The sequence below is a fragment of the Legionella busanensis genome, from assembly GCF_900461525.1.
GTDB lineage: Bacteria > Pseudomonadota > Gammaproteobacteria > Legionellales > Legionellaceae > Legionella_C > Legionella_C busanensis.
The window spans coordinates 1,951,751-1,975,229 of sequence record NZ_UGOD01000001.1 but is presented as its reverse complement, the minus strand read 5'-3'; the positions used below and the strand labels follow the sequence as shown (position 1 = coordinate 1,975,229).

The window sequence follows — 23,479 nt, the reverse complement described above, 5'->3', positions numbered from 1 at the left end:
ATGATTCCTGTTGTAGCTTTAGTAGGTCGGCCCAATGTAGGTAAATCGACCTTATTTAACCGTTTAACTCGCACACAAAATGCATTGGTTGCTGATTTTCCTGGCTTAACGCGTGATCGCCAATATGGTGAAGCAGTATTTGAGGATAAACCATTTATAGTGGTTGATACGGGTGGTATTGGTGTTGATGATATTGCCGTTGATGAATTGATGTCTAAGCAATCTGCAGCAGCACTTGATGAAGCCAATATTATTTTATTTTTAGTAGATGGTAGAGCTGGTCTGACAGGTATTGATGAAAATATTGCAAAGGCCTTGCGTAAATTAAATAAGCTAGTTTTTCTATTAGTAAATAAAGCAGAAGGTTTAGATGAACAAATTGCTTGTGCTGAATTTCAACGCCTAGGTTTTAATAATGTATATTCTATTTCATCAGCGCATGGCCAAGGAATAGATCATTTCCTTAAAATTTTGACTACTGAGTTTGATGTAAATGTTGAATCAGAGACGAGTAGCCAAGCAATCAAAATTACCTTCGTTGGTCGTCCAAATGTTGGCAAGTCCACTCTAGTTAATCGTATTTTAGGTGAAGAAAGAGTCGTGGTTTATGACATGCCAGGTACAACCCGTGATAGTATTGCTATTCCATTTAGTCGCAATGAAAAGCAATATATTCTTGTTGATACAGCAGGAATTAGGCGTCGAGCCCGAATTGATGAGAAAATAGAAAAATTTTCCGTTATTAAAACATTACAATCTATTCGAGAATCGCATGTTTGTTTAATGCTTCTAGATGCCAAAGAAGGGTTAACTGAACAAGATATGCATTTATTAGGTTTTATCATTGAATCTGGTAAAGCGTTAGTGATTGCAGTTAATAAATGGGATGGTTTGGAAGAAGAGCATAAAGAACATGTAAAAAATGAATTAGCTCGCCGATTACAATTTGCAAATTTTGCTAAGATGCGTTTTATCTCAGCCTTGCATGGTAGTGGCGTAGGTCTTTTATTTAAGGACATAGATGAAGCTTATGCCTGTGCTATTCAGACTTTCTCAACCCCTAAGTTAACTCGGTTACTACAAGATTTAGTTAGTCAGCATCAACCGCCTTTAGTACAAGGAAGAAGAATTAAACTTCGTTACGCTCATGTTGGTGGTCATAATCCACCTCTTATTGTAATTCACGGTAATCAGCTAGATTCTTTACCAGATAGTTATAAGCGATATTTAATCAATAATTTTACTACCCAGTTAGGGCTTGTCGGCACACCATTAAAGTTAGAATTTAAAGGCAGCGTTAACCCGTTTAAAGATAAAAAAAATAAATTAACGCCAAGACAGCTTAAACGAAAAAAACGTTTGATGAAACATGTTAAGAAACGTTAGACAAAGTCCTGAAAGTTTTTTATACACACTGTCGCATCTTAAAGTTTTTATAGATTTTTGAATTTACTCCGACCTGCTCCCTCTCACGTGAAAAACATCATAATATTATTCAAATTCCTTTCACGGGTGAGGGGCAGATCAGCTTAAATGTAAAAATCTGTAAAAAAAATTAAGATGTGGCAGTTTATGTAAAAAACTTCAGGTTTGTTGCCTAATTTGAGTTGGCTTTCCCTTCGGCATTCAAGCCTAAAGCTGCTATTAATCAATTAGCTCGCTCTTAAAGTTAAGACAGCACAAGGTGCATGACGTACTACAGCGTCAGCGGTACTTCCTAAAAACGATGGAAGAGTATGAGTTGAATGATGACTACCTACAATAATTAAATCACAGTTTAATTCGCCTGCTTTCGCTATTATGTGATTGTAAGCAGTGCCAATTTCCACATGTTGGTTAGCGAGTGGAATATTAAGTGCTTCACCTAAAGTAGCCATTGTGGTTAAGGCATCATCTTTAATGGGGGTTGCTAATTCAGCAAAGCCAAGACTTTGTGCCCATTGAAGGGAAGCAGGTGTTTCAATGACATGGATAAAATGAAGTTCGGCCTTAAAACATTGAGCTAACCTTACTGCTTGCTGACAAAGATTATAATGGTTATCACTTAAATCAGTTGCATGCAAAATTGTTTTATACAACGTCTTTCTCCTTAAAGTGGCCTAAGTTAATTTAATCGGGCTCAATATTTAATATAAAAGTTTTTTTATATTATTTATATAGAACGATTTAGATTTTTTTAATTTTACTAATGGGTAGCCCATTTGGTAAGCAGGCGAAGGGCGCAATTTTAAATAAAGGATTTAAAACAAAATCCCTATAAAGTAAAAAAGGATGTGGGACCGTAAGAAACGGCCTTTTAATATTTTTTTTATCATAGAGTAAAATATCTATATCTATGGTTCTGGCGCCCCATTTAACGCGTCGAACTCGTCCTTGTTTATTCTCTATTGCTTGACATGCAATCAGTAATTTTTCTGGTGGCAGAGTTGTTAAAAGAGCGACAACCGTATTGTAAAATTTGGGTTGCGATTTTCTGCCCCAGGCTTCATTTGCATAAAAAGGAGCAACCTTAATAACATAACTATTTGGTAGCGCTTGTAAACGTTTGATCGCCATTCTAAGTTGGCGTTCAGGTGAAGCTAAATTACTACCTAAAGCCAAATAACATTTAATCATGAAGATGCTTGTGGTTTTTTTCTACGCCTTGATTTTCGCCCTGGCGGCGTAGGAAGGTTACTAATCATTTGAGTTTGCTCTTCTTCTGATGTCTCTTGAAAAACTGCCCACCACTGCGCTAATTCAAGTGATTCATCGCCAGCTAAAGCTCTAAGCGATAAAAAATCATATGCAGCACGAAAACGAGGATGTTTTAATAAATTAGTTGCTCGACCGCCCCAACGTTTAGGGAATCGAAATTGTAATAGCCAAATTTCTCGTATAACTTGACTAAAGCGTTTCGGAATACCAATAATTTTATTCTGTTCACCAATAACCTGAGACATTGCCTTTTCTAAAGCGGGTAAAGGCGGTAATTGTTCATCACGTTGATAATTGGCTGCCTGATTAAGTAGTGGAAACCAAAGTAATACGGCAAATAAAAAAGCAGGCGTAATGGGTTTATTATCACGAATGCGTGCATCTGTATTTTCTAAAGCAACACCTAAAAAAGCTTTTACTGGATAAGAACTATCAAATAAGGCATATGTCTGAGGGAATAGATGTTGAAATAAGCCATATTGGATTAATAAACGTTGTACTGATTCTGATTCACCGCATTGATACAGTTTGGTCATTTCATCAAACAAACGAGAACTTGAAATGTGCAAAATTAACGAGCTAAGTTTTTCTAAGGGTTCAGCAGTCTCAGGAGCAAGTTTAAAATGAAGTTTTGCGCTAAAGCGAATTGCTCTTAACATTCTTACTGGATCTTCTTGATAACGTATTTCTGGGTTGCCAATAATACGTAAAGTCTGATCGTGAATGTCTTTAACACCGCCAGTAAAGTCTACAATTGCAGCATCTTTTACACTGTAATAAAGTGAATTGATTGTAAAATCACGTCGCCAAGCATCCTCGTCTATCGTGCCATAAACATTATCACGAATGAGCATACCGCGTTCATTGGTTAATTGCACTTGATTATTATCTAATTCACTGTTGCCGCGAAAGGTAGCTACTTCAATAATGTCACGGTGAAAGATAATATGAACTAATTTAAAACGGCGACCAATAATTCGGCTGTTTCTAAAGAGAGCTTTAATCTCATTAGGCGTAGCATTAGTAGCAACGTCAAAATCCTTAGGTGATTTACCCAATAGTAAATCCCTTACACTTCCGCCAACTAAATAGGCTTGAAAATCCGCACTATTAAGACGATTTAATACTTTTAGCGCATTTGTACTAATATCAGTCTTAGATATATTATGCTGATTACGAGGAATTATATAATTAGCTACTGTAGGCGTATTTTTGCCTCGAGACTTACGTAATAGCTTTTTAATTAATTTAATTATTGCCAGTACTCACAGTTAATAGGTATAACGGACCACATTATAGCTAAAATTATAATAATTTAAAACTTTTAGAATTTTTTTATAGATTAATAATTTATTGCATAAAAGATATAGATAGCGTTATTGTTAATCTTTTACCATTGCGAAATTAATGGATAATTAATTCAGAGATCAACACATGGAATTTGTAGATATATTATTAAGTTTAAGCGCCCTAATTGTTTTGGAAATTGTTCTAGGTATTGATAACTTAGTATTTTTATCGATACTTACCGAGAAACTTCCAGTTGAACAACGTCGTAGTGCTAGACGTTGGGGTCTTACTTTTGCTTGGATGACTCGCTTAGCTTTATTAGCTTCTGCAGTATGGCTTGTAAAACTTACAACGCCCCTTATTGAAATTGGTAATTTTGCTCTGTCGGCTCGAGATATATTTTTATTTGCCGGAGGCGGTTTTCTAATTGTTAAAGCAACACAAGAAATAAGACATGAAGTAGATGAAGATATTGTTGAAATTAGAGAGATAAAGAAGAAATTAGTTACGTTTAGAAGTGTTGTTATTCAAGTCGGTATTATGGATATTGTTTTTTCACTTGATAGTGTTCTAACCGCTATTGGTTTAACTACTCGATTATGGGTTATGGCAATAGCAATAACCTGTGCTATTTTAGTGATGATTTATGCTAGTGAGCCCGTAAGTCGATTTATTGATAAACATCCGACTATAAAAATGCTAGCATTAAGTTTTTTAATATTAATAGGTATGGTTTTAATAGCTGATAGCTTTAAATTCCATATTCCTCGGGCTTATATTTATTTCGCTATGGGTTTTTCATTAAGTGTAGAAGGTTTAAACTTACTTAAGCACTCACGAAAAAATCGTCAAAAAAATAAGAAAAAGTAGTTATGTTAGTTATTAAAGCATTTCATATTATTGCCATGGTTGCCTGGTTTGCAGGTTTATTCTATTTACCACGTTTATTTGTTTATCATGCTGATACAACTGATAAAATAAGTGATACCCGCTTTAAGTTGATGGAGCGCCGGCTTTACTATGGAATTACTTGGCCTGCTGCTTTATTAACCACTATTTTAGGAATCTGGCTTATTACTTTTAATTATCCTTATTATTTAAAAGCACCGTGGATGCATGCCAAGCTTACATTAGTTATTATTGTATGGTGCTATCACTTAAGTTGCGGACATTTCCTAAGATGCTTTGCTAGTGATTCTAACTGTAGAGCCGTTGTATTTTTTCGCATATTTAATGAGATCCCAACGGTTTTGTTAACTGGTATTGTTTTGCTAGTAGTGACTAAGCCTTTCTAAGCTTATTCTATTTCTACCATTTCAAAATCCTCTTTACCAGCGCCACAATCTGGGCAAAACCAATTTTCTGGTACATCTTCCCAACGTGTGCCTGGTTCAATACCATCTTCTGGCCAACCTTCTGCTTCATCATAAATAAAACCACAAATGACACAAATATAGCGTTTATAATCTTGCATTCTGTATCTCAACTTTAAAAAGAAAGTAATTTTGCCGATAGAGACTCTCAATGTAAAGATAAATGATAAATTTGTATTTCTTATGAGCCTTTAAATGAAGTAAAATAGAGGGCATTTTGTTTAAAGGAAGCCATAATGATTAAATCTGAGCAGTTATTCACGCAAGCCCAATCTATAATTCCTGGAGGTGTAAATTCTCCAGTACGTGCTTTTAAGGGCGTAGGCGGAAATCCTGTCTTTTTTAAACAGGGCAAGGGCGCTTACTTAGTGGATGTTGATGAGCGTCAGTATATTGATTATGTAGGTTCTTGGGGTCCTTTAATTTTAGGCCACTGTCATCCGAAGGTTATTCAAGCAGTGGAAGAGGTATTACAGCAAGGTATGAGTTTTGGTGCTCCTACTGAACTTGAAATTAAATTAGCACAAAAAATAATTCACCTAATGCCTGCTATCGAAAAAATAAGGATGGTTAATTCTGGTACTGAGGCTACGATGACTGCTATCCGTTTAGCGCGCGGTTATACGGAAAAAAATAAAATTATTAAGTTTAATGGCTGCTATCATGGGCATAATGATAGTCTGTTAGTAAAAGCGGGCTCTGGAGTTTTGACATTGGGCATTCCCGCATCTCCTGGTATTCCTCCAAGTATTACCGAACATACTTTAACGGCTGATTTTAATAGCTTAGCGCAAGTTGAAGCATTATTTGATCAGTATCCTAAAGATATTGCTGCTATTATCATTGAACCTATTGCAGGCAATATGGGTTTTGTACAACCTAAGCTGGGTTTTTTAAATGAGCTTCGTAAATTATGTGATACTTATCAAACTTTATTAATTTTTGATGAAGTAATGACTGGATTTAGGGTTGGATTAGGCGGCGCACAAGCGCTTTATAATGTGACACCTGATATAACTACGCTTGGGAAAGTTATTGGGGGCGGTATGCCTGTAGGTGCTGTGGGTGGTCGTGCTGATATTATGTCTTATTTAGCACCTGAAGGTAGCGTGTATCAGGCAGGTACTTTATCAGGAAATCCCTTAGCTATGGCAGCTGGATTAGCGACGTTAAGTGAAATAGAAAAACCAGGATTTTATGAGCAATTAGCTTCCTATACTCAATTATTAATGACTAGCTTAGCTGAATTAGCACAAGCTTTTTCTATCCCTTTTTGTCAGGCATCCATAGGGGGCATGTTTGGTTTTTGCTTTACGCAAAATTCACAAGTATGGAGTTATCAAGATGTTGCTGCTTCAGATGAAGCTTTATTCAAGCGCTTCTATCACAAGATGCTGGAACGAGGAATTTACTTTGCTCCGTCTATGTATGAAGCAGGCTTTTTATCTAGTGCACATAAGCAAGATGAAATTCGATTAACTATTGAAGCAGCAGAAAAAGTTTTTAGTGATTTAAAAAAAAATTAATTTAATCAATAAATTATTAAAAAATTTATATCAAAAATAAGTGAATTTTATCTTTGATATAAATTTTATTTTTTTAAATTTTAAAAGATTTCTTTAGTAAATCATCCTACCTCATTTATACTGATCTTTTGGTTAAAAAAAACTTTAAAAAAATTATTTTTTAAAGGAATTTAAAACAAAATAAGGATATAAAATGAGTTTAAAAAAAATCAGTGTAATTTTTCTGTTTTTGTATGTTAGTTCGTTATGGTCATCGCCTTTGCCTGATAATTTAATTATTAATCCTAAGGCAAGTGCAGATGCTAATGTAATAACCTTTTCTTATGAAGTAACCACTACGCAGGATTTTTATCGAGTTTATATTGATGTTCAACCAAAAGGAGATAATGGTTTTCCGCAAGGCGGATTAATGGCCAATTACCTCATTGAGAACCAAACGCTTTATAAATATGTAGGACCTGGTTGGAATTGGACGCCTGTTAAAGCTGTTTCTGTAACCTCAGGGAATGTTAAAACATGGGTTATCCAACGGGAAGATATCCTTCCTAATAAAAATTGTGCAGGAAGCTTAGATTATCTTTATCAAGTAGAATCACCTGCGGGTATATCTTCTCTGACTAAAATGACGCTTTCTTATCCTGCTAATTCAAATTGTAATGATACCTCACAAAAGATTGCTGTTCCTTCTTATTTTTATCCATGTACTGGGACAGCCAATTGCTACTGGGACCAATTAATAAAAGGCGCACCAACTGCTAATATCGCTTTAATAAATCCATTTAATGGCCCTGGTTCAACAAAAGATCCTGCCTATGCAGCGCAAGTGGTAAGAAGTCATAACGCAGGTCAATCAGTATTAGGTTATGTTTATACAAGCTATGGTCAGCGTAGTCTTACTGCTATTCGAGCTGATATCAATAGATATTATAACTGGTATCAAGTTGATGGTATTTTTTTTGACGAAGGTTTTTCTGAAAATTGTACCAAATTTACCTATTACCAAAATTTAAATAACTATGTAAAAGCCAAAGGTGGTAAGGCGATTACAATTGTGAATTTTGGTACTAGTACACCAGAATGTTACATTAACACGACGGATATTTTAGTCACTTTTGAATCAAACTATAACGCTTATCTTAATTGGCGTCCTAGTGGCTGGGAAACAAAATATCCTGCCTCTCGTTTTTGGCATTTATTGTATGCTACACCGTATAGTTCTTTAACGAATGCTATAAGTTTAACTAAACAACGGCATGCCGGTTGGGTTTATATTACACCTGATGCATTGCCCAATCCGTGGGATACTCTACCAGGTGCTACCTATTGGGCAGCTGAGTTAAGCGGTGTCAGTCAGCAGTAAAATAACATAGCAGTTGGCGCTTAATTAATAGTGCGCCAATTGCTTTATTCTTAATAAAAATTCTCTAAGCGTGTACTTATGCGTTATTGGTGCTAATTTAATAATATGTGGGTAATTTTAGCAATTTTTGCTGATCATCTGCTTATTTGTTGTTATCATGCTGGCCCTTATTTAACAATTTTATTTAAAAATTTATGCCATCCAAAAATAATGCGCAAGTACAAGATATTAATACCCACGGTATGGAAGAAGAAATAATTTTAATGAGTGAGGAAGCAGATAAATTTGAAGAAAACTGGGTTAAAAAAAGAGAAAAAAATGGTGCTAAAATTATTAAAGTTGGTAATCATGAGGAGGATTTATTTCCAATAAATCCAAAAATTTTAACTAAAGTTGGTCATGGTGTTTATATGGAACATACAATGACTATGTATCATTTTTATAACACCTCTAACCATATTCTTATTGAAAAATTTAAAGATATATTAATTCATTGCCCAACTATTAAAAGACTAAACTTATATGCTTGTAAATCAGGTCTTCCTCCTATAGAAAGTGATAAAAAAACTTTAGCAGAGCGTTTAAGTATAACGGGCAGCAAAGAAAGATTTAAATATGGTCAAATGAGTTTTGCTGAGTATTTTATTTTAAAATTAGCAGAATCTTTTAGTAAAGAAGAAAAAGAATTCCCGCAAGGGTTGGATTTAGTTGCTTGCCTTGGTGATGTTAAAAGTAATAACGGTAAACCAGGTATTTCTGGCAACTATAGAAAAAACTTAGTTCAAGAAACCTATATGGACATCGATAGTAAATCGAAGTTAATCCGAATAAATTGTAATAAATTCCTTGCAGAATATAAGCTAATAAATAGTACAAAACAAGAAAATACGTCAATGACTTTTTACTCTAATACTAGTAATCAAAGAAATACCTTTTTTGTAGCGCAAACGCTTAGCGAATCTCAATCACCTCAAGAAGATATAAGTTATTCTTACCAGAATGAGCATAATTAGTTTAAACTTATTTTTGCTAAAAAGTTTGAGTAATTTTGCCAAAATGAAATTAGTAGTGTAAATAAGTTTTAGTAAAAGCAACGGAACTGAAAAATCGAATGTATTAATATTATTTGCATGAGTCTAAGTATTAATTACAGTCTAGTTTTTCAAAGACTTTTTGCATTATCCAACCTTCTTCATCGCTCGGTATTATCAAAATAGGTACTTCGCCTTTTGATATTACAGAACACTCTTTTTGTTTATTTTTTTGATTTAAATCATTATCTAGAATAAAACCTAAATGCTTTAGAGAAGATATAATTTTTGCGCGGATAAAAGCTGAGTTTTCGCCTATGCCTCCAGTAAAAATTAAAGCGTTTAGCTTATTTATTTGAGTTAGGTAAGCGCCAATGAATTTTTGAATGGCATAAACATACATTTCTATAGCAAGAATAGCATCTTCATCGCCAGCATGATAATTTTCCAAAACAGCTCGCATATCATTATTATTCGCAATTCCCTTTAGACCACTTTGCTTATTAAGTACAGTATTGACTGTAGATAACTCTAATCCTTGCTCTTGAAGATAAATAGGAATGGCTGGATCAATATCGCCGCAACGAGTTCCCATTATTAATCCAGCTAAAGGTGTCATGCCCATTGAGGTATCGAAGGATTTTCCATTTTTAATTAGACAAGCACTTGCCCCATTTCCCAAGTGTAAGGAAATAAAATTACACTCGGGCATAGGTTTATTTAAAAATTTAGCCGCCTTATTACTTACATATTCATGATTAATCCCATGAAAACCATAGCGCCTAATATTAAGTTGTTGGGCTAGGCGAGCATCGATGGCATAAGAATGAATATGCTTAGGCATGTTATGGTGAAAACCTGTATCAAAAATAGCCACATGTATTGCTTCTTTAAAGTATGTTTGAGCGTATTCAATACCTGCGGCATTGATAGGATTATGTAGCGGTGCTAATTTTGCTAAGGCTTTAATTTCTTGCAATATCTTTGACGTTATAATTGTTGGTTGGCATAGATTGGGTCCACCATGAACGACTCGATGGCCAACACCAACAATTTTTTTATTAACTAAATCGAGTTGAAGCTGCTTAGCTAATGCAGCAAATGCTTCTTCATGATTAACAAAATAATGAGCGCGCTGCTCTTTTTTCTTCGTATAATGATGCCAAAGTCCTGATTCTTCAGTAATGCCTTCAATGAGTCCAGATAATAAAGGGATAATTTGATAATCGTTTTGTTGACTAAATACTTTGTATTTAATGGATGAACTACCAGCATTAATTGTTAGAATACAATCTTGGTTAGTTATCTGATTAATGCTCATGATTATCCTCTGCTTGTAATGCTGTAACTAAAATAGTATTGATTATATCTTGTGGCGTACAACCACGGCTTAAGTCATTAACAGGTTTATTTAAACCTAATAAAATAGGACCAATGGCTAGAGCGCCTGTTTCTCGTTGTACCGCTTTATAGGTGTTATTACCTGTATTTAAATCGGGAAAAATTAACACATTGGCTTTGCCTGCAATTTTTGAGCCGGGAAGCTTTTTCGCAGCTACTTCATCATCTACAGCAGCATCATATTGCATTGGTCCTTCAACAGATATTTCGGGGAAGTCTCGATGAATAATCTCAACTGCTTTAATAACTTTATCTACGCTTTTGCCACTTCCAGACGTGCCAGAGGAATAAGATAAAAGTGCAGCCTTAGGCTCAATACCTAGATGTTTAGCAATCTCTACAGCTTGTAGGGTAATTTCAGCTAACGTTGGACTATCTGGGTCAGGGTTTATTGCACAATCACCATAAATTAAGACTCTGGTAGGTAAACACATTATAAAAATGGAGGAAACTTTAGTTACACCAGGCTTAGTTTTTATAATTTCTAAAGCAGGTCTAACAGTACTGGCTGTAGTATGTTCAGCACCTGATACCATACCATCAGCATCACCACAATAAACCATCATGGCAGCGAAATAGTTAACATCAGCCATTCGCTCAAGTGCTATAGGTAAATTTACATTTTTATGTTGCCGAAGCTGCCAATATTGTTTTGCATAGCTCACTTTTTTTTCTGATTCGTTAACATCAATAATTTTGGCATGACTTAAATCTAGCTGCATCCTTTTTTCTAGAAGTTTAATTTTCTCTTTATTACCGAGTATAGTAATTTTGACTATATTACGTTTCAAAAGATAGTCAGCCGCAATTAAAATCCGAGAGTCAGTTCCTTCTGGTAAAACAATATGACGCTTACTAGAGCGTGCTTTATTAACTAATTCATGCAAAAAAATTGCAGGTGTTAAATCTGAGCTTTTTTTAGTTTGGTTAATTAATTTTAAAATAGGTGGAGAAAGATAAGTTTCCATGGCATCAATGGCTGCTTTTACTTTTGTAGAATTATCTTTACTTAGACCAAACTTAGCAGTAAATAATGAAGTGGCTGTCTCGTACGTGTGATGAGATGTTAATAGGACTGGAAAAGGGCGCTCTAAGCCAGAAATAATTTCTCGTATTGTTTTACCGAGCATTTCACCGCCTGTGAGCACAATACCTGCAATTTTTGGATAAGAGCTTGATTGATCGGCTAACAATGAACCTAATAAAATATCGATACGATCATCAGGAGTAATAATTAACATACCGTCCCGTTTAAGCCTGGATTCAAGAAAATTACCAATTGTTTTAGCAGCGACCGTAAATTGTTTCGCACTACGATGCAACTCATCTTTCCCGCATAAGACAATAGCATTTAATTTATTAGCAATTTCTTGCATAGAGGGATTTGCTAAATTTTCAAATTCCGGAATGATAATAAATGTTAAGAATGGAAATTGATTTTTAAAAAGCTCATAAGCTTTAAATTCATCTTTAAGCGGCACACGATTAACGATAATTCCAATAACTTGGGCGTGATTGCGTTTACTAATTTCTAGTGCAGTTGCAATAATAGACAGCATATGATTTAACGATCTATCTTTAGCTGAAATAGTAAGAATAACTTCACAATTTAGTTGTGCCGCCAACGTTAAATTAAATTCGTATTCAAAAACATCATTATCGCTTTCAAAATCGCTTCCTTCTATATAAGTGATTTCATAATCTTTGTCCCCATTAATCATTTCAAAAATTGTGGAAAATAAAATATCTGGTTCTTCACGCATTAGATTAATAGCTTGATCAATAGACATAGTTGGCGATATAAAATGATGTGTTAAGCTTTGTAATAGGGCGGTTTGATTATTATCAAGTTCTTTAAATAACTTGACGCAGTGCAGCAAATAATGCTTTTGTAAAATAGTGACAATTCCTAATGAAATGAATGATTTTCCAGGCCTTTTTTCAATGCCTGATAAATAAATTTTTCTATGCATTTGGTAACCTTTTTATTCATAATATACTTTAGCAGAAAGTCAAAGAAATTTAGGGAATAACTATACTTACCTAAATGTCGTTGCTGTCTTCAGACTTTTTTTATTGGCAAGAAGTATAGATAATTTTTTGTTCAAAATATATCGATGTGCGTTAAAAATATCATTTTGTAAATAAAATGATATTTATTGTTAAAAGATAATGCAGTTTAGAGTTTTCCTTGAAAGTGAACATAGACAGTTAAAAAATTGCATGGCATAGTCAAAGATTAGGGTAATTAGAGGAAATATTAAATGTCCATGAAAGATAGCAATAAATCACTGGGTGGTTTTTTTTCTCAAAGTATTTTTGCACTTTTTTGTATTCAAATTTTCTCTACCTTAAGTTTTAGCGTTTTATATTCAACCTTAGTTCTTTATATGACCGGCCCTTTACACTTAGCAGCCCAATATGCTAATAGCATTATGGGTGTCTTTGTAGCATTCAATTTTGCATTACATCTATTAGGTGGGTATTGGGGCGGACGCTTTTTATCTTATCGGGCTTTATTTTGTGTAGGAATGTTAGCACAAATTGTAGGTTGTTTGTTACTTGCTTTTGTTAAATTAGATTACTTATATTATGGATTGGCTGCTTTTTTAACAGGTGCTGGATTAAATGTAACTTGCCTAAATTGCATGCTAACCCAGCGATTTAAGCCAGAAGATATAAGACGCGAAAGTGCTTTTCTTTATAATTATGCTGGTATGAATATTGGTTTTTTTGCTGGCTTTAGTTTAAGTGGTTATTTCCAATTATTAAACAATTATCATCGTTTATTTTTATTAAGCAGTATTGGTAATTTGGCGGCTCTCTTAATTTGTTTATATTACTGGCATGCTTTGGCCGATAAATACAGTCTTTATGCGCAGCTCGATAAAAGTAAACAAATTCGCTCTTCTTTAAAAGGCTTGCTAATGGTTTGTTGCCTTCCTTTCATTTTAAGTCCTTTACTGCATTTTGCAGATTTAGCTAATAAGTTAGTACTTTTTACCGGAATTGCCATGGTTGGCGTTATATATTGGTTGGCATTTAAGCAACCAGAGCAAGAAGCCCGCGAAAAAATCTTTGCATTTGGCATATTAATGATAATAGGTATTGTTTTTTGGATGCTTTACCAAATTGGCCCAATGGGTCTAACTCATTTTATTGATCACAATGTACAACGCCATTGGTTGATGTTAACTATTCCGCCACAGTGGTTTCAAAACATTAATACCATTTGTATTGTTATAGGTGGTCCTTTGTTAAGCTTATTATTTAATCGTATGCGTGCCCGTGGGATTTATATTAATATCCCAATGCAATTTGCTTTTGCCTTGTTTTTAATTGGTGCTGCCTTTGCTATTTTACCTATAGGTATTGCTAGTGCCAATGATAAAGGATTAGTAGGGCCAGAATGGATAGTTATGAGTTTTATTTTACAAAGCGCTGGCGAATTACTTATTTCTCCAATTGGTTATGCTATGGTTGGTGCTTTAGCACCAAGTTCATTGCAAGGTGTAATGATGGGTATTTGGATGCTTTCAACTGGTGTAGGTGCAACTTTATCAAGTTATAGTTCTAATTGGATGACTGTAGGCCATAATACAGTTAACCCATTGATAACGAACGCTGGTTATAGTCATGTCTTTTTAATTCTAGGTTGTATAGCAATTGCCGCAAGTATTTCCTTATTCCTTTTATCACCTACTGTAAAAAGATGGATGAATGACAAAAGCCAAGTCGCTAAAGATGATATTTCTTTAATAGCTGCTTAGTTAGAGTTTTAGTTGAGCCATATATTTAGTCCAGTAAAAACGATGGAATTGGAATGGGGTGATGATTTGCCTTATTCCATCGCGACCGATAATCTCTATTTGCCTTTTGATACCCAGTTAGAGTTTACAGAAGCTTGTATTATCAGCAATAAACTTATCAAACAATGGCAACAACCCACTAGTCAATATAATCACTTCACCTTAGCTGATACCCAATTTAAAGCGGGTTTAACTTTCTTATTAAGTTGGCAAAATTGGCTAAAATATGCGCCAGAAAAAGCATCTCTTTATTATTTTTCGTGTGAGAGCGAGCCTTTAAAAAAAGAGGATTTAGTTAGGATTTTAAAAGTATTTCCAAAATTAGAATTGCAAGCAACTTTATTAGTAGAGCAATATCCTATTTTAACTCCAGGTTTTCATTATCTAAGCTTTGAGCAAGGTAGAATTAATTTAATTTTAATGTTAGGCGATTTAGATTCCAATCTTCAGGAATTAATTATTTGCGGTACAAAAGATTTAGAGTATAAATTAAGGCAATTTAGTATTGATGCTTGGTTGCTTAAAAAATATAGTTTTCATAATCTTTTAAAAAGTCAGGAATTTTTTACTAAGATTGCGCTCTTATCTTCTCCTAAAGCCACATTAACTGCTATAGCGATGCCGAAAGAAGTGCAAGCTGCTTTGCAAAATGTCGGTTTTAAAATTAAAAAGAAAAGTTGTTTAAATTATAAGGAACAAATTTTTTATGCTCAATTTAATAAGGTATCTCAATCTCTTAAGATAAAAAAAACACCTTGGTATCTGCCTCCAATTAAAATCGAACATGTAGGTAAAGCAATAGTAATTGGGGGCGGATTAGCAGGATGTACTATGGCACATTTTTTGGCTAAAAAAGGGTGTGAGGTTTTCTTAATCGATAATCAAGAAGAATTAGCAAGTGGCGCCTCTGGCAATCCGCAAGCTATTTTATATCCTCAGTTTTCCGCTTATCAATCGCCTATATCGCAGTTTATGTTAACTGCTTATTTATATGCTTATTCCTTTTACAAACAAGCTTTATTAGGTCATCCTATTGGTGAATTAAAAGGTATTTTACAGCTTGCTTATAATAGTCACGAGCAAAAATTAATAGAGAAAATTAATACACATATTTTTGCGCATTATCCTGAGTTAGGACAGTTCATTTCTGCAGAAGACGTAAAATTATATGCCAATTTAGAAATGGCATATGACGCTTTATTTTTACCTTTATCTGGTTGGATAAACTCTAAAGAGCTTTGCAAAATGTTACTGTCAGATTCGCAAATATATCATATCTCTAATTGTGAAATTAATTCCTTATATTACGATGATAAGACCTGGTTTTGTAATGAGATTTCTGCAGATGCAGTCATACTTGCTAATGGTTATCAAGCGAATCAATTTGATGAGTCTTCTTTTTTGCCGCTTATACCTACAAGTGGACTGGTTACCTTTATTAAGACTAATTCTGAGTTAGCAAAACTAGCTATCCCTATTTGTGGCCAAGGTCATATTTTACCTAATTTAAATAATAAGCATGCTATTGGTGCTACTTATCATCCGAATAAAACAAATCTAGAGGATTTACACACCGAAGATGACAAAAATTTGGCTAAGTTAAATATCTTATTGCCTAGTTGCAAAAGATCTAAAGCGGTTGTTGGCCACTGGATGGGAGTACGTACTACAACGCCAGATTATTTTCCTATAGTAGGGCCCATACCTAAGGAGTATGTTTTTAAAGACCTTTTTTCTCCCTTAGCTAAAGATCCAAAACGATGGTTACCAATAACCAGTGATGTCTATCAAGGTTTATATGCGTTTACAGGTTTTGGTTCTCGAGGTTTAACAACTATACCATTATGCGCTGATTGGTTAAGTGCTCTAATTACTCGACAACCATTTGCTTTACCTTCTTCGTTTATTCGCTTTTTATCACCGGCTCGATTTTTACTTAAAGATATAGTAAAACATTCAGCAAATTTAAGCGATAAAAAATAAGTTATTGAAAATTAAACAAAAATAATCCATCTATATCAGTTTCCTTTGTATTCAGTTCTTTTATAACGTCTAAAATCAATGTTCTATACTTTAAAGATAGGATATGAAGGGAGTATATTATGAAAATATGGACATTGGCGCAGTATCTCGAGCAATTAAGGGAGGGCCAATTAAACCCCTCTAGGCCTTTTTCTACCCAAGAAAATGAGCTTATAGAAGTAGGCCACTTAGCTAAAAAATTAACGCTTCCTACCATGGAAATTAATTTTCCTATTCAAACAAATATATTAGAAATAATCTATCAAGTTTTAAAACCAGTCCTTGATGAATTAATTAATAATGAAGCTTTTTCTTGGGGTTATCATTACGGGTTTTTTTCAGCTAAAGAGGTAGCTGATGGCTATTTATGCGAAGCAGTAAGAAAGGCCATAATTAAAGATATTTCTCGAATGAGCCAAGATATAGAAAAACAAAAACTTTTTTTTAAGACCTGTGAGTTACTTAGCAGTGGTATTGATATAAATAAAGCTGTAAACATTATAAATAGTGCCCATCTCCATGATCAATTCAGATTAATGGTTTCTTCTTTAAATTTAAAACGCTCAACTAAGAAAGAATTAATAACCTATTATAGACAAGAGGGTTGTCTAAATATGGCTTATCAAGCTAGTCTTTTTTCAAAAAAAGAATTCGAACAAGCATTAGTAGAACAACTTCAAGCTGCTTACAATCAAGTTATTAATGTAATACATAATGCTGATTTTAAAGAGGATAAAAAACCTTTTTCTATGACCCGGGAAGACAATTTTATTGAGTTATTACGTTTATTTAAGAGCCTATTTCAAGATCTGTCGAGTTTAGATTTACCTATTTTAAATAAGAAAATTATGCAGACTGTAAAAAAATGTTCGCCATTTTTAAGACATAGTGTTGAAAGCAAAGAGCATAATAATTCTAAGATAGAGATGATAGAATTAAGCACATTAATTGATTCCTTAATTCAGAAAGAAGCAAACCAGAGCTATGTTAAGGGTATACAATTTACATATATTAATAATGTAAATCGTAATTCTTTATAGCTTAATTATTTATTAAGTCTAGTTGTAAAATCTATTACAACTTGAGACTAAATAGCGCCTTGCAACGCATTTTAAGAGAATTCTATTTTAAAAAATTTATTTAATTCTTTGACATAATAGTTATCTATCATTTCTCTTGTTTTATTTTTTAATGAACTTGATAATTTAAGTTGAGATAGGTAATCTTCACCCTCATTCTTTAAAAGAGTTCTTGTCTAACTTGTCTCTTTACTTTAGTGCAGCGGTGCTCCCACGCTATACAAACTCCGCTTCTTGTTGAAATATTTATGATTTACGCTAAAGTAAAATTTACAAGTTAAGTTAGAACTCTAAAGTTCAATTTTAGAGGTCAGTCATGGACTGTATTGAAATTTTTCAAATAGATGCATTTACCGATAAAATATTTCATGGTAATCCTGCAGCTGTATGTCTTCTTGATCAGTGGCTTAACGATGAATTAATGCAGGCTATTGCTTCTGAAAATAATCTTTCTGAAACCGCTTTTATTATAGAGGATCCTTTTGGCCTATCTATTCGTTGGTTTACTCCTAAAGGTGAGGTTAGTTTATGTGGGCATGCAACGTTGGCGGCAGGATTTGTTTTGTTTGAGTTAGGTAAAACTGTAAAAGATACTATTGAGTTTTCTAGTTTAAGTGGTGCTATTAGCGTAGAAAAGCGAGGTGCACTCTATACATTAGACTTTCCACGTCTTACTTATCAACATTCTAAAGATGCAGAGCTAATTAAGTCGGTCGTAGATCAACCAATCATTGAATTATATGAAAGTGAATTAGACTATTTAGCCATTTTTGCCGAAGAAGGGCATGTTACGCAGGCACAAGTTAACTTAATTATATTATCTAATTTACCTAAACGCGGATTAATTTTATCTAGTGTAAGTAGTGAAGCGGATTTTTATTCACGATGCTTTTATCCTAAACATAATATTGCTGAAGATCCAGTTACAGGCTCCGCGCATTGTGTATTAGCACCTTATTGGTCAAACCGACTAGGTAAAAGCCAGTTACATGCCATACAAGGTTTAGAGCGTAAAGGAGATATTTTTTGTGAGGTAAAAGATAAACGAGTTTATATGTCAGGCTATTGTAGGTGGTATCTAAAAGGCCAACTTGTCATTTAAGACAGATTTTTTTGCTTAATTATTTTCCCACTTAAGATGAAGTGAAGCAACATGGCCTATTATAGGTAGCTTAGTAAAAATGTATTGATTCAAATAGCCCAATCCTACTGTCCAAGTTTTAGTAGCTTGATAATCCATGCCAATAAAGAATCGATTTTGATCGGCCCTTTTGCTAGTAATCCAAATAGGTCTATTTAAATTGATAAAAAATTCATCATACCAGACTACGCTAAAGACTTTATAGAAAGGGTGCTCAACAGTTAATCGAGTGCGCAGACGATAATTTAAATCAGAAAAGTGTTCTCGTTTACGTTCTTCAAGCCTTGTCCGCCATTGTAAATCGTATTGTTGAATTTTATGTGATGTGCTTATTTGCTGCCAAATTCTAAACTCTCTACTATGCGGTATCTCATCAGATAATGAACCAATAATCAGTGATGTTGTTCCTGCCCATAAGGTTAGTGTCGGAGTAATAAGATAGCCTAACCCTACATTATTTAGTACTTGATCTAATTTATTTGGTGCATCTTGAATACGTAATTGTGGCTCTAAATAAAAGCGGTAGTTATTGTGCTTTATATTAAAAGTTACAGTATTCCAACTTTTAGCTACTTCAGTTTGAGCAGCAAAAGAGGTCAAGGGTAGGAGCCATGCAGCACAAGCTAGAAAAAATCCTTTTTTCATTAATAAATACTAGCAAATTAGTTAGCCTCTAATTTTGAATAAATTTAATTTCTTATGCAAGTGAAATAAGCCTTACTAAAATTTAGCAAGATTTAAAGAATTAGACTAAGCTAAATAAGCTGAAGTTATATATAACTTCAGCTTTTATTAATTTTTTAATGAGGACTAAAATGAAAGCATGGAATAGCGTAATTTTTATGAAAACAAATAAGCCTTGGTCTGAAATAAATGCTATGGCAAAATGGGACGGCGTAGAAAAAATGTGGTCCACTATGGGTGATTGGGATTGGTGTATTAAACTTAATCAAGACTCTTCTACACCTGAGAAAACTGAAGCATTTGTTTCACGTATGCGTGACCAGCATTGGGCTACTGAGACTAAAACAAGTTGGTGGAAAGAAGTTTCACCCAAGTAATAGGCTTAGCAAATAAGAGGCATTTTTATGCCTCTTATTTAATTCAATGTAAAAATTTTCCTGTTGCCTGATTTTTACTTCAATTCAAATAGCTTGGTCTAGATTTAAAATCTTATCTTAGCATCAGATTTATTTCTTAAATTATGCTGCCATAACTTTAAGTTGCCATCAGTTTAATGTCATGATAAAAAGTTCATTTACTGACTAAAAGGAACTAGGTAATGGTTAGTTCAAAAGGACGGGTCTTTCGTGAGTTAGTTGCAAAACAACCTCCCTTGCAAATTGTAGGAACTATTAACGCATATTGTGCCATGTTAGCTGAGCAGGCTGGGTGTCAGGCAATTTATCTCTCAGGCGCAGGTGTTGCTAATGCCTCTTATGGCCTACCTGATTTAGGTATGACAAATTTAACAGATGTTTTGGAAGATGTGCGACGTATTGTTCAAGCGTCTTCTTTGCCATTATTAGTTGATGTTGATACAGGCTGGGGACATGCTTTTAATATTGCGCGTACGATAAAGCTTATGGAAAGCGCTGGTGTAGCTGCTATTCATATTGAAGATCAAGTGCTTGCTAAACGTTGCGGACATAGGCCTAATAAAGAAGTGGTTTCGAAAACTGAAATGGGCAACCGAATTAAAGCTGCAGTCGATGCACGCATAGATGAAAATTTTGTTATTATGGCTAGAACCGATGCCTGTGCAATGGAGGGGTTAAATGCCGCAATTGAGAGAGCCCAGTATTATGCTGAAATAGGTGCGGATATGATTTTTGCTGAAGCGATTACCTCTTTAGCAGATTATCGGCAGTTTACCCAAGCTGTTAGGGTACCCGTTTTAGCAAATATTACTGAGTTTGGTAAAACGCCGATGTTTACTACCCAAGAGTTAGCTGAAGTAGGTATAAAATTAATTCTTTATCCTTTAAGTGCTTTTCGAGCCATGTCTAAAGCTGCTCTAGCAGTTTATAAAACATTATTAGCTGACGGGACGCAAGTAAAAATGCTTGAGGCTATGCAGACAAGGAATGAACTCTATGAAGTATTAGGTTACCATAATTATGAAAGGCAGTTAGATCAATTAATGGAGGAACAAGATGGTAAATAATACAGCCGGATTGGCTGGCGTTATTGTTGGACAATCAGCTATTGCTACTGTAGGGCAAGAAGGAAGTGGCCTAAATTATCGTGGATATTCTATTGATGATTTAGCTGAACGAGCTTCTTTTGAAGAGGTAGCATACTTACTCCATTATGGTCGCCTGCCCAATCAAAATGAATTAAATACTTATACGGAAAAGCTTATTGGCTTAAGGCATATACCAACTATTTTAATAAATGTGTTAAAGCTTATTCCAAAGCAAGCTCATCCTATGGATGTACTCCGCACTGCCTGCTCAGTTTTAGGCACATTAGAACCAGAGCAAGAGTTTTCTCAACAGTATGATATTGCTGACAGGTTACTTGCGTTATTTCCTGGGATTATGTGTTTTTGGTATATCTACCATTTTCATGGTAAAGAAATTAATGGTTTAAGTGAGGAAAAAACGGTTGGAGGTCATTTTCTTTCATTACTCCACGGTCGAGAGCCGACTGAGCTTGAGCGGCAAATGATGGATGTTTCTTTGATTTTATATGCTGAGCATGAGTTTAATGCATCTACTTTTGCAGCTAGAGTAACGGCTGCTACTTTGGCTGATTTTTATTCTGCAATTACTTCAGCAATAGGCACCCTACGAGGACCTTTACATGGCGGAGCAAATGAGGCTGCTATGGAATTATTAGAACAATTTAAATCGCCAGATGACGCTGAAGAAAAATTAATGCTTATGTTAGCTAACAAAGCAAAAATTATGGGATTTGGACATCGGGTATATAAAGACTCTGATCCACGCTCTGATATTATTAAGGCTTGGTCAAAAAAATTAGCACAAGCCAAAAAAGATACTTTATTATTTGAAATTTCTGAACACGTTGAATTAGTTATGCGTCGAGAAAAGAAATTATTTCCTAATTTAGATTTTTATAGTGCTTCTGCTTACCATTATGGAGATATACCGACGCCCTTATTTACACCTATTTTTGTTATGTCACGAATTACAGGTTGGGCAGCCCACGTTTTTGAACAACGAGCAGATAATCGTTTGATTAGGCCAAGTTCAGAATATACAGGCCCTGCACCACGTCCTTTTGTAGCTATTAAGGATAGAGAATAAATGAATACCTATGTTGAAGATAATATTAAGCCTGAGTATGATCAGGTTATTGTCGATATTGTTGACTATGTTTTAAATTATCAGATTGACAGTGTCACGGCTTATGAAACGGCGCGCTTTTGTCTAATGGATACTTTAGGCTGCGGCATATTAGCTCTTAATTTTCCTGAGTGTGCAAAATTATTAGGACCTATCGTTCCGGGTGCAGATTTTCCTGGAGGCGCACGAGTTCCAGGTACAAGTTATGAACTAGATCCTGTTCAAGCCGCTTTTAACATTGGTGCTATGATTAGATGGCTTGATTTTAATGATACTTGGTTAGCAGCTGAATGGGGTCATCCATCGGATAATTTAGGTGCTATCCTTGCTGTAGCAGACTATGTAAGTCGTCAAGCTCAAAATAAAGGCCGTCCAGGTCTTTCTATGTATGATGTGCTTACTGCAATGATTAAGGCACATGAAATCCAAGGATGTCTTGCCCTTGAGAACAGTTTTAATCGAGTTGGACTTGATCATGTTTTTTTAGTTAAGATCGCTAGTACTGTTGTTGCAAGTTGGCTGTTAGGATGCGATCGTGACATGATGTTAAGTGCTCTTTCTCAAGTTTTTGTAGACGGTCAAAGTCTAAGGACCTATCGGCATGCGCCTAATGCAGGCTCAAGAAAATCTTGGGCTGCCGGTGATGCTACATCACGAGCAGTTAGGTTGGCGTTAATAGCAAAGCAAAAGGAAATGGGCTATCCAAGTGCTTTAACAGCACCTAAATGGGGCTTTTATGATGTCTTATTCAAGCAAAATGAATTTAAATTCCAAAGGTCCTATAGCAGTTATGTAATGGAAAATGTTTTGTTTAAATTATCCTACCCTGCTGAATTCCATGCTCAGACAGCTGTTGAATGTGCTGTTAAATTGCATCCACAAGTGCAAGAAAAATTAGATAGTATTGCGCGCGTTGAAATAATAACTCATGAATCAGCCATAAGAATTATTAGTAAGCAAGGAGTACTGCATAATCCAGCAGATAGAGACCACTGTTTGCAATACATGATAGCTGTAGGTTTAATTTATGGTAATTTAAAAGCGGAACATTATGAAGATAGCGTAGCTATTGATCCTCGTATTGATGAGTTACGAGCAAAAATGGTTGTCACAGAAAATCAGCAGTTTTCAAAGGATTATCATGATCCGGAGAAACGTTCTATTGCTAATAGCCTTAAAATAATTTTTAAAGATGATAGTGAAACCGATTTGATTACAGTCGAATATCCAATTGGTCATAAACGTCGTCGGCAAGAAGGCATACCTGTTTTATTAGAAAAATTTGAGCGTAATCTTAAGAGCCGCTTTAGTAATGAAAAATTTAATGAAATTGCCAAAATCATGAATGACACGAATGTCTTAAGTACGTTACCTGTTACTGATTTTATGTCACTTTGGCAAACTACTAATTAATCGTATGTGATAGGTTGGGCCAG

21 protein-coding genes are annotated in these 23,479 nt (G+C 34.6%); 14 read left to right on the top strand and 7 right to left on the bottom strand.

The annotated features are described in order from the left end of the window. The gene (gene der / locus DYH30_RS08805) at positions 1-1,386 is read left to right on the top strand and encodes a ribosome biogenesis GTPase Der (protein ID WP_115331308.1); all 1,386 of its coding nucleotides are present in this window, start codon (positions 1-3) and stop codon (positions 1,384-1,386) included. A gap of 266 nt (positions 1,387-1,652) precedes the next feature. Here der and DYH30_RS08800 read toward each other — a convergent pair whose 3' ends face one another. From DYH30_RS08800 to pcnB, 3 genes are all read right to left on the bottom strand, one after another. Continuing rightward, positions 1,653-2,078: a universal stress protein gene (locus DYH30_RS08800; protein WP_115331307.1), complete on the bottom strand. Its 426-nt coding sequence runs from the start codon at positions 2,076-2,078 to the stop codon at positions 1,653-1,655. An 88-nt stretch (positions 2,079-2,166) separates the two neighbouring features. Next, a complete protein-coding gene (folK, locus tag DYH30_RS08795; RefSeq protein ID WP_115331306.1) occupies positions 2,167-2,616 on the bottom strand; it encodes a 2-amino-4-hydroxy-6-hydroxymethyldihydropteridine diphosphokinase in 450 nt (149 codons plus the stop codon). Then, complete coding sequence (pcnB, locus tag DYH30_RS08790) at positions 2,613-3,941, bottom strand: polynucleotide adenylyltransferase PcnB (protein ID WP_174233276.1); 1,329 nt, start codon at positions 3,939-3,941, stop codon at positions 2,613-2,615. The genes folK and pcnB overlap by 4 nt, the downstream gene beginning before the upstream one ends. A 190-nt stretch (positions 3,942-4,131) precedes the next feature. Here pcnB and DYH30_RS08785 point away from each other — a divergent pair, with 190 nt between their 5' ends. Both DYH30_RS08785 and DYH30_RS08780 read left to right on the top strand, forming a co-directional pair. Further along, positions 4,132-4,857, top strand: a complete 726-nt coding sequence (locus DYH30_RS08785; protein WP_115331304.1) for a TerC family protein — start codon at positions 4,132-4,134, stop codon at positions 4,855-4,857. A 2-nt stretch (positions 4,858-4,859) separates the two neighbouring features. After that, on the top strand, positions 4,860-5,282 hold the full coding sequence (locus DYH30_RS08780) for a CopD family protein (RefSeq protein WP_115331303.1): 423 nt from the start codon (positions 4,860-4,862) through the stop codon (positions 5,280-5,282). A gap of 2 nt (positions 5,283-5,284) precedes the next feature. Here the strand turns inward: DYH30_RS08780 and DYH30_RS08775 are convergent, their stop codons facing one another. Then, complete coding sequence (locus DYH30_RS08775) at positions 5,285-5,461, bottom strand: rubredoxin (protein ID WP_115331302.1); 177 nt, start codon at positions 5,459-5,461, stop codon at positions 5,285-5,287. 135 nt (positions 5,462-5,596) lie between these two features. Here DYH30_RS08775 and hemL point away from each other — a divergent pair, with 135 nt between their 5' ends. From hemL to DYH30_RS08760, 3 genes are all read left to right on the top strand, one after another. After that, entirely contained in the window at positions 5,597-6,886 is a 1,290-nt protein-coding gene (gene hemL, locus DYH30_RS08770) for a glutamate-1-semialdehyde 2,1-aminomutase (protein WP_115331301.1), read from the top strand. 193 nt (positions 6,887-7,079) lie between these two features. Then, complete coding sequence (locus DYH30_RS08765; RefSeq protein WP_115331300.1) at positions 7,080-8,246, top strand: spherulation-specific family 4 protein; 1,167 nt, start codon at positions 7,080-7,082, stop codon at positions 8,244-8,246. Positions 8,247-8,440: 194 nt separating this feature from the next. Continuing rightward, positions 8,441-9,259: a hypothetical protein gene (locus DYH30_RS08760; protein WP_115331299.1), complete on the top strand. Its 819-nt coding sequence runs from the start codon at positions 8,441-8,443 to the stop codon at positions 9,257-9,259. Between the two features lie 130 nt (positions 9,260-9,389). Here DYH30_RS08760 and DYH30_RS08755 read toward each other — a convergent pair whose 3' ends face one another. Both DYH30_RS08755 and pta read right to left on the bottom strand, forming a co-directional pair. Next, positions 9,390-10,598, bottom strand: coding sequence for an acetate/propionate family kinase (locus tag DYH30_RS08755; RefSeq protein ID WP_115331298.1), 1,209 nt, complete (start codon positions 10,596-10,598; stop codon positions 9,390-9,392). Further along, a complete protein-coding gene (pta, locus tag DYH30_RS08750) occupies positions 10,588-12,651 on the bottom strand; it encodes a phosphate acetyltransferase (protein ID WP_115331297.1) in 2,064 nt (687 codons plus the stop codon). Before pta ends, DYH30_RS08755 begins: the two co-directional genes overlap by 11 nt. Before the next feature lie 291 nt (positions 12,652-12,942). Between pta and DYH30_RS08745 the strand changes: the two genes are divergently transcribed. From DYH30_RS08745 to DYH30_RS08730, 4 genes are all read left to right on the top strand, one after another. Continuing rightward, positions 12,943-14,448, top strand: coding sequence for a peptide MFS transporter (locus tag DYH30_RS08745; RefSeq protein WP_115331296.1), 1,506 nt, complete (start codon positions 12,943-12,945; stop codon positions 14,446-14,448). 42 nt (positions 14,449-14,490) lie between these two features. Next, positions 14,491-16,470: an FAD-dependent 5-carboxymethylaminomethyl-2-thiouridine(34) oxidoreductase MnmC1 gene (mnmC1, locus tag DYH30_RS08740; RefSeq protein WP_115331295.1), complete on the top strand. Its 1,980-nt coding sequence runs from the start codon at positions 14,491-14,493 to the stop codon at positions 16,468-16,470. Between the two features lie 119 nt (positions 16,471-16,589). After that, positions 16,590-17,549, top strand: coding sequence for a hypothetical protein (locus DYH30_RS08735; RefSeq protein WP_115331294.1), 960 nt, complete (start codon positions 16,590-16,592; stop codon positions 17,547-17,549). 355 nt (positions 17,550-17,904) lie between these two features. Next, positions 17,905-18,690: a PhzF family phenazine biosynthesis protein gene (locus DYH30_RS08730; RefSeq protein ID WP_115331293.1), complete on the top strand. Its 786-nt coding sequence runs from the start codon at positions 17,905-17,907 to the stop codon at positions 18,688-18,690. 15 nt (positions 18,691-18,705) lie between these two features. Here the strand turns inward: DYH30_RS08730 and DYH30_RS08725 are convergent, their stop codons facing one another. Continuing rightward, positions 18,706-19,374, bottom strand: a complete 669-nt coding sequence (locus DYH30_RS08725; RefSeq protein ID WP_115331292.1) for a DUF2490 domain-containing protein — start codon at positions 19,372-19,374, stop codon at positions 18,706-18,708. 170 nt (positions 19,375-19,544) lie between these two features. Here DYH30_RS08725 and DYH30_RS08720 point away from each other — a divergent pair, with 170 nt between their 5' ends. The 4 genes from DYH30_RS08720 (at position 19,545) to DYH30_RS08705 (ending at position 23,456) form a co-directional block, all read left to right on the top strand. Next, positions 19,545-19,790, top strand: a complete 246-nt coding sequence (locus tag DYH30_RS08720) for a hypothetical protein (RefSeq protein WP_115331291.1) — start codon at positions 19,545-19,547, stop codon at positions 19,788-19,790. A 221-nt stretch (positions 19,791-20,011) separates the two neighbouring features. Then, positions 20,012-20,896 (top strand): methylisocitrate lyase, encoded by an 885-nt coding sequence (prpB, locus tag DYH30_RS08715; protein WP_115331290.1) that lies wholly within the window; start codon positions 20,012-20,014, stop codon positions 20,894-20,896. After that, complete coding sequence (gene prpC / locus DYH30_RS08710) at positions 20,886-22,004, top strand: bifunctional 2-methylcitrate synthase/citrate synthase (protein ID WP_115331289.1); 1,119 nt, start codon at positions 20,886-20,888, stop codon at positions 22,002-22,004. The genes prpB and prpC overlap by 11 nt, the downstream gene beginning before the upstream one ends. Then, positions 22,005-23,456: a bifunctional 2-methylcitrate dehydratase/aconitate hydratase gene (locus DYH30_RS08705; protein ID WP_115331288.1), complete on the top strand. Its 1,452-nt coding sequence runs from the start codon at positions 22,005-22,007 to the stop codon at positions 23,454-23,456. Positions 23,457-23,479 lie beyond the last annotated feature (23 nt).